This is a genomic window from Bacteroides bouchesdurhonensis (assembly GCF_900155865.1).
GTDB classification, from domain to species: Bacteria; Bacteroidota; Bacteroidia; order Bacteroidales; family Bacteroidaceae; genus Bacteroides; species Bacteroides bouchesdurhonensis.
Genome location: NZ_LT707006.1, coordinates 763,560 through 776,058, shown reverse-complemented (window position 1 = coordinate 776,058; position 12,499 = coordinate 763,560). Strand labels below are relative to the sequence as shown.

12 protein-coding genes and 2 tRNA genes are annotated in these 12,499 nt (G+C 41.4%); 5 read left to right on the top strand and 9 right to left on the bottom strand.

Translation table 11 applies throughout. The annotated features are described in order from the left end of the window. Positions 1–35: 35 nt before the first annotated feature. Entirely contained in the window at positions 36–1,724 is a 1,689-nt protein-coding gene (locus CZ225_RS02915; RefSeq protein WP_077152927.1) for a S41 family peptidase, read from the bottom strand. Positions 1,725–1,768: 44 nt separating this feature from the next. Continuing rightward, on the bottom strand, positions 1,769–2,758 hold the full coding sequence (locus CZ225_RS02910) for an adenosine kinase (protein WP_077152926.1): 990 nt from the start codon (positions 2,756–2,758) through the stop codon (positions 1,769–1,771). A 77-nt stretch (positions 2,759–2,835) separates the two neighbouring features. Between CZ225_RS02910 and CZ225_RS02905 the strand changes: the two genes are divergently transcribed. Further along, positions 2,836–2,909: transfer RNA gene (locus CZ225_RS02905), tRNA-Asn, on the top strand. Between the two features lie 28 nt (positions 2,910–2,937). Further along, positions 2,938–3,011: transfer RNA gene (locus tag CZ225_RS02900), tRNA-Asn, on the top strand. Between the two features lie 143 nt (positions 3,012–3,154). Here the strand turns inward: CZ225_RS02900 and CZ225_RS02895 are convergent. The 6 genes from CZ225_RS02895 to CZ225_RS02870 form a co-directional block, all read right to left on the bottom strand. Next, on the bottom strand, positions 3,155–4,108 hold the full coding sequence (locus CZ225_RS02895) for an ISAon1 family transposase (protein WP_449374842.1): 954 nt from the start codon (positions 4,106–4,108) through the stop codon (positions 3,155–3,157). A gap of 25 nt (positions 4,109–4,133) precedes the next feature. Continuing rightward, positions 4,134–4,496 carry an ISAon1 family transposase N-terminal region protein gene (locus tag CZ225_RS02890; protein ID WP_077153107.1) on the bottom strand — a complete coding sequence of 121 codons (363 nt, stop codon included), beginning with the start codon at positions 4,494–4,496 and terminating at the stop codon, positions 4,134–4,136. Between the two features lie 50 nt (positions 4,497–4,546). Next, the gene (locus CZ225_RS22920; protein WP_083714564.1) at positions 4,547–6,592 is read right to left on the bottom strand and encodes a hypothetical protein; all 2,046 of its coding nucleotides are present in this window, start codon (positions 6,590–6,592) and stop codon (positions 4,547–4,549) included. A 25-nt stretch (positions 6,593–6,617) separates the two neighbouring features. Then, positions 6,618–7,235, bottom strand: coding sequence for a RyR domain-containing protein (locus tag CZ225_RS02880; protein ID WP_077152924.1), 618 nt, complete (start codon positions 7,233–7,235; stop codon positions 6,618–6,620). A 144-nt stretch (positions 7,236–7,379) separates the two neighbouring features. Then, positions 7,380–8,087: a ComF family protein gene (locus CZ225_RS02875; RefSeq protein WP_077155667.1), complete on the bottom strand. Its 708-nt coding sequence runs from the start codon at positions 8,085–8,087 to the stop codon at positions 7,380–7,382. A 44-nt stretch (positions 8,088–8,131) separates the two neighbouring features. Further along, entirely contained in the window at positions 8,132–8,935 is an 804-nt protein-coding gene (locus CZ225_RS02870; RefSeq protein WP_077152923.1) for an inositol monophosphatase family protein, read from the bottom strand. Positions 8,936–9,187: 252 nt separating this feature from the next. Here CZ225_RS02870 and CZ225_RS02865 point away from each other — a divergent pair, with 252 nt between their 5' ends. Continuing rightward, on the top strand, positions 9,188–9,772 hold the full coding sequence (locus CZ225_RS02865; RefSeq protein ID WP_077152922.1) for a sugar O-acetyltransferase: 585 nt from the start codon (positions 9,188–9,190) through the stop codon (positions 9,770–9,772). Positions 9,773–9,794: 22 nt separating this feature from the next. On the opposite strand, the gene CZ225_RS02860 is transcribed toward CZ225_RS02865, so the two are convergent. Continuing rightward, positions 9,795–10,610, bottom strand: coding sequence for a helix-turn-helix domain-containing protein (locus CZ225_RS02860; protein WP_129585733.1), 816 nt, complete (start codon positions 10,608–10,610; stop codon positions 9,795–9,797). 124 nt (positions 10,611–10,734) lie between these two features. On the opposite strand from CZ225_RS02860, the gene CZ225_RS02855 reads away from it, so the two are divergent. Together CZ225_RS02855 and CZ225_RS02850 are read left to right on the top strand one after the other, a co-directional pair. Beyond that, on the top strand, positions 10,735–11,580 hold the full coding sequence (locus tag CZ225_RS02855) for an aldo/keto reductase (RefSeq protein WP_077152921.1): 846 nt from the start codon (positions 10,735–10,737) through the stop codon (positions 11,578–11,580). Positions 11,581–11,626: 46 nt separating this feature from the next. Beyond that, on the top strand, positions 11,627–12,472 hold the full coding sequence (locus CZ225_RS02850) for an aldo/keto reductase (RefSeq protein ID WP_077152920.1): 846 nt from the start codon (positions 11,627–11,629) through the stop codon (positions 12,470–12,472). Positions 12,473–12,499: the final 27 nt, after the last annotated feature.

Sequence of the window (12,499 nt, the reverse complement as noted above, 5' to 3'; positions counted from 1 at the left end):
ATCGTCTTTTATATTATTGATATAGCAATAAAAACTTATTTCTTTGCTGCCGGCGTACTTAGTATCTCTTTATACTTTACCTGATCATTCAATATTTTCAATGCCGCTTTCAGATCATTATCATCTTTCAATTGTTGGATGATACCTCCACGTTGGAAATAATAACGTTTGATAATCTCAGAAGCAATCATCGGTTTGATATCTTTGGAGAAATAATCCAAGTCACGATCAAGATTATGATTCAACTTCTTTTCCAATGCGGTAAATTCCTCAGAAGCGTCCGTCATATAACCTTCAAACTCAGCAGCTTCTTTCAGAGTCTTCAGGATCTTTTCACTTTGCTGGTCATATTTAAAATCAGCCTTCTTAACCATAGCCTTAAATTCATCATAATCAGCATCGGTCACTTCAAACTCTTCCGGAGAAGGAATTGTAGGGTGCTTCAAGCAATATTGAGTAGCATAGTTGAATATCAGGTTATCACGCATCAGATAATACAGAATATTTGGCAACTTCTCTTGCTCTACAACAATATCCGGCATTACACCGCCCCCGTCACGTACTTCACGTCCTGCTACCGTATAGAACACTTTCGTCAAACTATCCGGTATTGTACCCACACTTCCATCCTCATTACGATGTTTATAATCAATAGCCTGCACACAGCGTCCACTCGGAATATAATACTTAGAAGTAGTCACTTTCATCGTTCCACCGTAAGGCAGATTGCGGGGAACTTGAACCAATCCCTTTCCAAAAGTACGGTTACCCACAATAACAGCACGATCCAAATCCTGCAAAGAACCGGATAAGATTTCCGATGCAGAAGCCGTTCCACTATTTACCAATACAGCAATTGGAATATCCAGGTCCAATGGTTCACGTAAGGTCTTGTAGGTATTACTAGCTTGTTTTATCTTTCCTTTTGTAGTTACAATGACTTTTCCACGAGGCAAGAAATAGTTGGCTATTTCTACTGCTTCATCCAAAAGCCCACCACCATTGTTACGAAGGTCAATTACCAAGGAAGTGGCTCCCTGCTTTTTCAGGTCCAGTAATGCTCTCTTAAAGTCTTTCGAAGGATTACCCGAGAATGTACTCAGACTGATATACCCCACGTTATTTTCCATCAAAGTACTATATGGAATAGGAGGAGTCAGGATCGACTCACGTACAATATCAAATTCCATGGGAGTACGTCCACCTTTTTCGTTGGGACGTTCTATCTTTAATTTAAAGCTAGTACCTGCTTCTCCACGAAGCATTTGGCTCACTTCGGCATTATTCTTTCCGGCAAGATCCTTACCATCAATTTCCAGCAAGATATCTCCAGCCTTTAATCCTACTTTAGCAGCAGGAGTATTTTCGAATGGTTCCGCGATCATAGAACGTTTCATCTTCACATCATAAGTTATCAACGAACCGATTCCTCCGAAACTTCCTTTGACCATCTGCTCCAATTCACTCTGATCCTCTTCAGGAAAATATTCCGTATAAGGATCTAAAGACAACAACATATTATCAATACCTTGGCGAATCGTTTTATTGGGATCAATGGTGTCTACATAGAACATATCCAACTCTTTCACAATGGCATTGAATATATCCAGATTCTTAGCAAGCTGGAAATTCCGGTCGTCTCCATTCTTGAAACTAAAGAAAGCAACCACAGCGATTACGCCTACCAGACCGACGATTATCCGCTTATTCAGCAATTTTTTCATATTCCTTTCATTAAAATAAGACGTAAAAATAACTCAATCCTTGGTTATTCTGCTAGAACCTTGTTAATATTTAACTTAATTTCATTCCAACGTTCCTTTGACATCGAAGTTCCAATCACTTGGATAACATTTCCCGAGAGAATAGAACCTATTTTAGCACACTTCTCCAAAGAGTATCCACAAGTAAGACCATACAAAAATCCGGAAGCAAAATAATCACCGGCACCAGTAGTATCCACTACTTTTTCGACAGGAATAGCAGAAACTTTTATTTCCTCTGTTCCTTTACGAATATATGAACCGTTTGCTCCAACTTTTACGATGGCAATGCTGCACATCTTTCCTATTATTCTTAACGCGTCTTCCGGTTCTTCACCTGTAAATGCTTTCGCTTCCTCTTCGTTAGCAAAAACAATATCTACATACTTATTTATTAATAGAGAAAAGAATTCAAGATCATTGGCCACAATATTATAGCTCGCCATATCCAGACAAACCTGCAATCCGGCTTCTTTAGCCAATTCAATAGCATGAAGAATCATTTCATGATCCTGCACCAAGTACCCTTCAATAAAAAGATATGAGTAACCTTTAAACATATCCAATGTCAGATCTTCCGCTTTCAAACTGGAAGCAGCTCCTAAATAAGTACCAAAAGTGCGTTCACCATCCTGAGAAATAAAAGTAGAAGCAACGCCCGAAGGCAGTTGTTCAGAGATCAACAATTTGTCTTCAATCGTATTTTTCTTCAGATTCTCACGAAAAAAGTTTCCATAATCATCATTTCCCACTTTTCCTATAAAACCTGTTGCCGCTCCGAGACAAGCCAGTCCAAGTATAGCATTCCCTGCTGATCCGCCGGTTGCCAAGTGTGTTTTCATCTGAGAGAATTTGGAGTTAATTTGCTGTAACTTAGCATCATCTATTAGTTGCATGCTACCCTTAGGTAAGTCCATTTCATCTAGGAGTGTATCATCTTCCAGGGTTGCAAGTACGTCTACTAGGGCGTTGCCCAATCCTATTATTTTGTCCATTCTCAATATTTTTTTTGCAAAGATATTGCATATTTCAAAATATCCTATTACTTTTGCATCGCAATTGAGAAAAACATTCTTCCTTAGCTCAGTCGGTTAGAGCATCTGACTGTTAATCAGAGGGTCCTTGGTTCAAGTCCAAGAGGAAGAGCAAAGTTCAAAATCTCAGTTGCAAATATTCTTCCTTAGCTCAGTCGGTTAGAGCATCTGACTGTTAATCAGAGGGTCCTTGGTTCAAGTCCAAGAGGAAGAGCAATAAAGAAGCCACCTATTTATTTGGGTGGCTTTATATTTTCATAAGATCAGACTCCTAAACTATTTTATTGAACTGACTTCCGGTAATTCACGACAAGAGATATTCCGGGTCAGTCCGAAAATCCTGTGGGTATGTTAAATTTACACAGTTAGTTTGCATAATCTAAAAATAAAGAAAGGTATATCTCCGACTCCCCTAAACTGTGCTCTGAAGGCTTTGATTTTTGCATTGAATGATTCTGCAAATGCATTCGTTTCTCTGTTAACGAAATAGTTTAGTATTGTTTCATAATAGTTCTGCATGGTATTCGTTACGGTTCTGAAACATCCGTATCCAAGCTTTTCTATCTTATTGTACCACAAGGCAAGCTTTCCACGTGCCACATTCTTGTCATAGTGCTTATTATATATATTGGTCAACTCTATAGCCAAGTCGTAAACTGATTTCAATTCCGGATACTGTTCGAATATGATTTCCGCACGTATTCTTTGGGATTCAGTCCATTTGCTAAAATGCTTGACAAGTAGATGTTTAGCCCTGGCCAGCAACTGCTTACGGGTATCGCCATTGGCATATCGAAACGGAACATACTCTATACCCTGCTCCCTGCACCGCTGAATTTCATCGTTCTCCAGATCCCGTGCCATCCAGCGATAAGTAATCCTGAGTTCATCAATTGCCTCATAAAAGAGCTTCTGTACATGAAACCGGTCATTGGTCATAGTGGCGTTGGGAAAAGCCGTTCGGACAATCCGCATCATGGTCGGCGAAAGATCCAAAGTGACCTCTTTGACCGTCTTGCGCTTGGAGACATGAATCATTTCAAGCACCTTGATGACGTCTTCAGACTTCGTGCCACGTATCATGGCCACAAGGGTGCCTCTGCCACCACGCCCCGCACGGTTAGTGACAACAGTATATAATTCTCCGCAGCTCAAGGAAGTCTCGTCAATACAAAGGCTGGGACCCAGGTTCTGCTTGAACAGGACATAGTCTGAAGCATGATCCAACTGGTCCCACTGTCTGTATGCACTGATAAACTCCTTGTACTGTGAAGTTAACTGTTTACCGTTTACCCCATAAGCATCTGCTATGGAGCTTATACTGGCCGCCGTAGTTTCAATCTTCTTCTTTTAAAAAAGCAACGAACTCAGGAGTGAGTTTCGTCCCTTCGGCAGTAAGATCATCGTAGGTATAGGAAAACGTTTCCCCGCTAGCCTTGTCATACCAGCGGCGACGTCTTACGTGGAGATAAACCGGTTTGCCACGAAGAGGAAAGTCCTGGATAACTTTCTCATCTGTAAAACCATGTGAAATCACAGTTCCACTCTTGTAATCGGAACGTTCCAGGTAGTTCTTTTCATCAAGCCAAACTTCGATCTTGGCAGAGTCGTCATGCCAACCGGAAATCTCAAAATACTCCATTAAAACTTCGGGGAAGATGACTCGTAGTAACTTATGTAGGGTGCGACTAGAATTCATTGGATTGTTGTTGTTAAAATCTAACCGCAAAGATAGATTACTTTCGCGTATTAACATAACATACCCACAGGATTTTCGGACTGACCCGATATTCCTTTAACAATGCATCGGTCATAGTCCTTCGAACTTTTCGGCAATTCTTCATAAGAACAGATATCCGGGTGCACAAACCGTTCATTTTTAAATTCATCCTTCTTTGCTTTACTACTAGCAATAATCTCCATCTCATCAGCAGTTGGTTTTCTAAAACCAAGAAGTAACTTTTCTACATTCCAACGATTATGTTCCACCCGAGCCAATAGTTCAATTTGCTCAGAAGTCAGTGATATATCACTCTTACCATCCCAACCAATAGACCGTAACTTATAATCAATAGAACAGGCACTATACAAATTGGACCACCGTTTAGCTACAGACAGCTCGTTCCAGCTTTTCTTCAAACGTTCCATGCCCGGACAACTTTCAGGTAAGACACCATAAGTATTAAAAAACTCATAGATATAATGAATAACCATTCCCTTTTCCATTCCACTACGGTCAAGATCATAGCAATTATCCATCATACCAAAAGGATAAATGTGCGAATATTTATGATATTGGCATTCTTCCTCATCTTTCCGGCTGCTCAACATACTAAGCAATGCACTGGATGTTTCTTGCCGGATAAATACCGGGATATTATTTTCGAAAACGTTATCAGGCAAATAAAGCCCAATAGCAACACTTTGAGGAGGATAGTTCAAACAGACTGCAATAGTAAGGATCTCATTACTCTCGGGGGAAGCCCACTGGTTCAATTGCTGCTGTATAACCTCGCTTTCGGCACGCCCTTTGATAAACTCAAACCGAATATCCAGAAAATTAGCATCCGTACCTTCAAATTTTGTTGGAGAAAGTATCTGAATATCCAGTCCTCCTTCTTGGTTTACCTCTTTATATATAGCAGGTGCTATTTCAAAAAAATGTTGATACCTCCCACGGAAATAGTTCATTTCCGTATCGGCCTGATCATCTATGAAAGTAATCACACTTTTATATTTATTATCCCTGCAAAAATTGGGGAAATGCAATAAGTGAGCCGCCTCCACACCAAGAGCAATCCCCATTCGACTCATACCAATAATGACAAATCGTACCGTCTTCGAACTATCTTCTGTAATGGGAACTCTATCTAAAGAAGGATAAATAATGGGGTTATCCCCCTTATTATAGCAACGGCTGACGAGAAGCTTTTTAGCCCATTCTTCATAAAAGTTGAAAGGATGAAATTCTATATACTTTCGCCATTCCACAGACAAATCCGTTAGCTGGAAAGCTGCAAAAGTCGTTTGATACTCAAACATTACAGTAAAAGGGATCATCGGACAACCTTCTTTCTTCTCGTGAATAGAAACTATTTTTTTTAGAGAATCGATATTAAGTGAATCATGATCATGCTCATCTCGTTCACCGATAAGAAACACTTCACGAGCCTGGGTTGTGTGAAGTTTATAAAGCTCCTCCTTTGAATCCCGACGGGCATGTAGTACCACAATCCGACTTTCATTTTTAGTATCCAACAGAGTATGTACCTTATTTCTAATATCCACAGCCGGACAGGTACTTTGCACTAATATATAGCATTGCCCATAATGAGGATCTGAACATATCTGTTGAATTAACGTTGGCACCATCTCATCAAAACCGATAATTACGACATGATCTCTCAATTGATAGTCAATGTCTCCCTCACGAAAACGTTCCACTCTTCTTTCCAACATATTGGAAACCACCGAAATAAGCAGTCCCGTAAAAAGCAGCATACCAATTATCACTACCACTAGTGCAAACCAGCGAAAAGAGGGAGGTACATTATTAATATTACCGGGATCAATGAAAAGACAAATTAACTGAAATAATCTTCCCAATGGAGCACTAACTTCATCAGACGCTAGTTGCTCAGCTGAAGGATTAGCCCAATTATAAGCCAGACTCATCACAAAGATAAGCACAAACACCAACAGTATAATGCCAAATAGCCAAGACAATTGTTTCCATCCTTTTCCCGAAAAAGAACGGTCAAAATGCAAAGACAAAAGCCTAAATATAGAAATCATTGCATATTACAGTTTTAGTAGTAACTCAAATTCGGTTCTTATTCTTCCGAATAATCTCCTTCTTTTGTTCTTCAGTATAAAGTTCACTCAACACTTCATGCTCTTTACGCAGGACATCCGTATATAAAGCAATCAGTTTTAAGATAATCTTTGTTATACCCAATAAAAAAGCACATGCTATGACTAGATATATAATACTCATATAAACTTCATTCGTGGAAGGGAACGTACCTATGCATACCTTAACTGCCCCCAAAGCTACAAAAGCCAATACTAGCAGAAAAAAGAATATAAGAATTACAGTGGCCCACTTCCAGCCTTTCTTTACCGGATTGTAATTCGTTTCATTCTTTTTATTCTGTATCTCATATCCATTTAAATAAATGAATTTTAAAGCCTCTGTAGCAGCCATAAGAGAATCCTCTTTTTCCACATCAGGCAACTTGTCATAAGGCACCATTTTAGGCGTTTTCTTTTCCTTATTATCATTCTCCGGAGCATATCTCCAACCTTTCAAATATTGCTGATACGTCCATAACTCATGTGTATGAGCAGCCATTGCTTCGGACAATCCTTTCAATGACTCCGGCAATTCAATCCCTTGTGTATCTCGCGGACGAGGAATGTATTCGTTCATTTCCATATTTGTGTTTTTAATGGTATTAATCTTCCAGATATCAGACACCTAGTTCCCTATTTATTCTCATAATTCAAAAAGATTTTTTGGGGGGTATGGGACAAAGATACATTCTTTTTATTATAATATACCCCTCTTCCTCTTAAATTATTACTCTGCTACAGCCAAAGTCAATATACTAATTCGTATCCCTTGTACTTCCATTAATGCAGAGGCACAGGCTACAGTAGTAGCTCCTGTTGTCAGCACATCGTCTACAACCAGTACATGCTTTCCTTGAAGAGGTTCAGAAGAATGAAGTTCAAAAATACCATCCACATTCTCCCAGCGTTCAAAAGCAGACTTACGTGTCTGAGTTTCTGTATTCTTCCTGCGAATAATAGATTCGGTATTTACGGATATCCCTGTCACAGCAGCAATCCCTCGGACAATCCATTCACTTTGATTATAACCACGAAGTTGTTGCTTCTTCTTATGTAACGGAACCGGAATAATCACGTCTATTCCCTTGAAGAACCCGGACGGTAAAAGTTCCGACGCCATATATCGTCCCATAGTCGCTCCTAATTCTTTCCGTCCGCCATATTTAAGTAGATGAAGAATCTGACGAAAATCACTACCTTTCCGATAAAAGAAAAAAGAAGTAGCCCGTTCCAAAGGTATTTTCCCCCAGAAAAGCAGTTCCACCGGATTATCCTCCTGAAGATGATAATTGGTACGCGGCAAATTTATATTACACATTGTACAAATACATTCTTCCCCTTTTGCCAATGGTCTGCCACAGACCAGACAACAACGAGGAAAAAGCAGGGACAAAAATGAACTGAGCCAATCTTTAATTAATAGTGTGTGTTTCATCATAGCAGTGATTTGTTTTATTACAGTTCAATAAATTAATAACATCACATATCCAACGGAGAAACTTCTGCCAATAGTTTTTGGAATAAAGGGTGCAAGTACTTGTTAGTCACGATAATATGATGTCCATCTATAAAATAATCATTGCCATAAAAATCGGTCACTTTTCCACCAGCTTCTTGAGCAATCAATGCGGCAGCCGAATAATCCCACTTACCGAGAAATGCCTCAGCCCAAGCGTCGAAACGTCCCATAGCTACGTAACAAATAGCTGCAGCAGCGGAACCATTCATACGAATACCACCTACTTTGCCATACAGTTTATCAATTAAGTGAAGGGCAGTCTGTTTATATTGATAATAATTATAAGGTAGTTCGGTAAAGACAAAAGCGTCTTTTGCATCTTTTATGTCTGATACATGAATTTCTTTAGCATTCATATAGGCTTTTCCTCCTTTCCAAGCATAAAAACATTCATCCCGACATACCTCGTAAACCACTCCTAAGAGCAATTCCGTACGGCTACGCAAAGCGATACATACACAATATGGTGCCTCATCATGAATATAATTTGTCGTTCCGTCCAATGGATCGATTACCCAGTAATAAGGTTCATCCTGATAAATAGCAGAACCCTCCTCTGTTATAAATCCGGCTTCAGGCAACAAAGTGGAAAGTGCCGATACCACTCTTTTCTCCGATTCTTTATCTACATAAGACACATAGTCATGCGCATGTTTCTCCTCCACACGATCACGACGAAAACTTTTCCGTTCTTCTTTCAAAAAATATCCGGCTTCTGTAGCTATTCGGCAAACATCAGCAGTCAGTTGTTGTAAATCTAACATTTTGCTCTTTAAATCTTAAAAGTGCTTCGAAGATATAACTTTTCATATGAAAAACCATATCAAAATAGTAATATTTCAGTTCATCAACCTGACAAACTTGGATATGATATAAGTTTCAATAGATTTACATTCGGAGAATGCTCAGCATATATTGACAGCAACCAATATGAAAAATTACTCATTTCCGTTGGACTCCATTGCAGTATGTACGGATTTTCATAATTTTGTATTTGGGATTAATAGCATAAGACGATGACTGAACTTGAAAGATGTATGGCAGGAGAATTCTATGACTGCCACGATGATGTGTTTATAAAGATGAAAGCGGTTGCAACCCTATGGATGCAACGATACAACTCGCTGTCATACGAACAACGGAAGCAGCGTTATTCGATGTTGAAAGAACTGTTTGCCGAGGTCGGGGAAAACTGCTCGGTAGCCGACGGATTTATATGCGGGTTTGGCTGCAATATATTTCTTGGGAACAATGTGTCCATAAACTATCGCTGTACCCTCATAGATTGCAACACCATCAAAATCGGCAACAATGTGCTCATCGCCCCCGGAGTGCAGATAAATACAGCCTCGCATCCCGTGGAATGGCCGGAAAGGCGTAACCCTGATTTTGAGAACAATCCGCAGGCTTATTTCTGCAAGACATACGCACGTCCTGTCACCATCGGCGATAACTGCTGGATAGGGGCAGGGGCGATTGTCCTCGGAGGCGTGTCGTTGGGTGACAATGTCACGGTAGCAGCCGGAGCAGTGGTTACACAATCTTTTCCCGGCAATTGTCTTATCGGAGGCGTTCCAGCCAAGATATTGAAGAGGTTATGAGTTGAATTATGCACATGCGAAATTATTTCAACGCTTTCCGATAGGCGGACGGGGATATGCCAAGATGCTTGCTCACATAACGGCTTAGGTAAGATACAGACGAGAAGTTAAGCCTTTCTGCAATGTCAGTCAATGAAAGTTCCTTGTGAACCAGCAGACGGGAAATTTCATTTATCACGAAACGGTCTATCCAGTAGGTTGCCGGGCGGCAGCTTAGCATCTGACTTATTTCTGAAAGATAGTGCGGGGTTATGCACAGCCGTGACGAATAGTGTTCCAACGTCCTGTCGGTCTCATAGTCGCCGTCAACAAGCATCCCGATGAATCTGCGCATGAGTGCAGCGGGACGTGAGTTGGTCATGATATCACGGTTATTTCTTGCATGGATGTCATATAGGTCAAGAATGTGTGTCTTCAGAATCGAAGTAATCATCTCATCATAGAAAAGATGTCCCGTTTCGCTGACACGCTCCCTAATCCGATATATATCCTCCCTACATTTTTTGAAATCCTTGTCGTCAAGCCGTAACACCGGATTCTGCAACAATGAGAGATGACCGATAACTCCGTAATCGTTTCTTATTCCACATTTGGATGTCACCGCCCCATTAAAACTCATGGTAATCAATGAGCAGTCATCGCTTTGAAGAATGTCACCGGCGACTATCCCGGTCGGCAATATGGCATAATCTCCTTTTGACACATTGAATCTCGTGCGCCAAGCGGAGAAACTCATATTCCCTTTCAGACACAACGCATGCACCGTGTTGTCAGGATAAGCCGTGAAGTCATATCCCGTAATGTCATCTATAAAGAATATCGCATGATGCTCCATCATAGCCTGTCTTTTTGAGTACAAAAATAATGAAATACCACGATTTGTGAAAATATCGCCACGATTTTTATAACGGCTACTCACACATCCTTACGTAATTTTGCATCAGAAAATAAAGCATAAGATTATGAAACAAGTGAGGTTAAACAACAGCGTCATGATGCCGTCTATCGGATATGGAGTATTCCAGATTCCTCAGAATGAAACGGAGCGTTGTGTAAGCGATGCCCTTGAAACCGGATATCGTATGATAGATACGGCTTCTTCATATTTCAACGAGAAAGAGGTCGGGGCTGCAATCCGCAACAGTGGGATAAAGCGTGAGGAGATATTCGTGACGACAAAGCTATGGGTACAAGACTATGAGATCGATGATGTGTTGCGGGCTTTCGACAAGTCCATGAGCAATCTCGGTCTTGATTACCTTGACCTCTATCTCCTGCATAAGCCGTATGGGAATTACTATGCCGCATGGCGTGCCCTTGAACGGCTTTACAAAGAAGGGCGCATACATGCAATCGGTGTGACGAGTTTCACCGATGAGCGGCTGCTCGACCTTTTCCTCCACAACGGGATAAAGCCGATGGTCAATCAAGTTGAGACCAATCCGTTTCATCAGCAGAAAGCCACAAACGAGTTTCTTGCCAAAGAGGGTATCGTTCATGAAGCATGGGCCCCGTTTGCCGAGGGGCAGAACGATATATTCCATAATCCGGTGCTTGCAGGGATAGCGGAAAAACATGGCAAGAGTGTCGGGCAAGTGATATTGCGGTGGCTTAACCAGCGCAATGTGGTGGTGATACCCAAGAGCGTCCGCAAGGAGAGGATGGCAGAGAACCTCAATATATTCGATTTTTCTCTATCCTCGGAAGAAATGGCAGCTATAGCCCGGCTTGACACCGGCAAAAGCCCGATATATGACGATATGGACTTGGCGACGGTCAGAGGCATCAGCACCCACACTATACGTTAAACTATCTTTATTGGTATAATGTTAATGTGTAATTATCAAAAACAATATGGAGACAATAAAATTGAGCAATGGGGTTAACATGCCCCTGTTGGGCTACGGCGTATTTCTCGTAGCTCCTGAAAAATGTGAGCGATGCGTAAGCGATGCCCTGAATGTCGGCTACCGCCTTATTGACACGGCGCAGGCCTATTTCAACGAAGAAGGTGTCGGCAATGCCGTTGCCAAGAGCGGTATCAACCGTAATGATCTGTTTCTTGTGTCGAAAGTGTGGATTTCAAATGCCGGGGAAGAAAAGGCCGCCAAGAGTATTGGCGAGAGTCTCCGTAAACTCCGCACCGACTATATCGACTTGTTGCTGATACACCAAGCTTATGGAGATGTGTTCGGCACATGGCGGGCTATGGAAAAAGCCTATCGCGACGGCAAGGTTCGCGCAATAGGTGTCAGCAATTTTCAGGCAGGACGTTTTTTCGATTTTGCCCACTATGTTGACATCAAACCGATGGTCAACCAGTTGCAGTGCAATGTTCTCGTCCAGCAGAGCGGCATACAGCCCACGCTTTCCGAGTTCGATACCAAGATGATGGCGTGGGGACCTCTCGGCGGGCAAGGTGCTGACGGGGTCACAAATAATCCCCTGCTTACAGAAATCGGTAAACGATACGGCAAGACAGCCGCACAGGTGGCTCTCCGCTGGCTGACCCAGCGTGGAATAGTCGCTATCCCCAAGAGCACGCATGTGGAGCGTATGCGCCAGAACCTTGACGTCTTTGACTTCACTCTCACTGATGAAGAAATGACACACATTGCCACTCTCAATCAGCAGGATGTGGGTACTGTGTCATTTGGAGACCCTCAATTTGTTAAGTACCTTATCGGAACTTACGGATAATCCGACAGGTATAACCTTTTTCCTAAA